2 tRNA genes are annotated in these 448 nt (G+C 45.3%); both read left to right on the top strand.

The window, feature by feature from the left end:
- The first annotated feature begins 47 nt into the window (after positions 1-47).
- A tRNA-Ile gene (locus BEA93_RS24705) sits at positions 48-124 on the top strand.
- Between the two features lie 42 nt (positions 125-166).
- A tRNA-Ala gene (locus BEA93_RS24710) sits at positions 167-242 on the top strand.
- Positions 243-448: the final 206 nt, after the last annotated feature.

Here is a 448-nt window from a genome sequence, read left to right on the forward strand (position 1 = left end):
AGTGCTCACACAGATTGTCTGATGAAAATGAGCAGTAAAACCTCTACAGGCTTGTAGCTCAGGTGGTTAGAGCGCACCCCTGATAAGGGTGAGGTCGGTGGTTCAAGTCCACTCAGGCCTACCAAATTTGCACCGCAAATTTGAAGAGGTTTTAACTACATGTTATGGGGCTATAGCTCAGCTGGGAGAGCGCCTGCTTTGCACGCAGGAGGTCTGCGGTTCGATCCCGCATAGCTCCACCATCTCTGTAGTGATTAAATAAAAAATACTTCAGAGTGTACCTGCAAAGGTTCACTGCGAAGTTTTGCTCTTTAAAAATCTGGATCAAGCTGAAAATTGAAACACTGAACAACGAAAGTTGTTCGTGAGTATCTCAAATTTTCGCAACACGATGATGGTTCGTAAGAAACATCTTCGGGTTGTGAGGTTAAGCGACTAAGCGTACACG

It is taken from the genome of Escherichia sp. MOD1-EC5950, assembly GCF_002965345.1.
GTDB classification, from domain to species: domain Bacteria; phylum Pseudomonadota; class Gammaproteobacteria; order Enterobacterales; family Enterobacteriaceae; genus Escherichia; species Escherichia marmotae.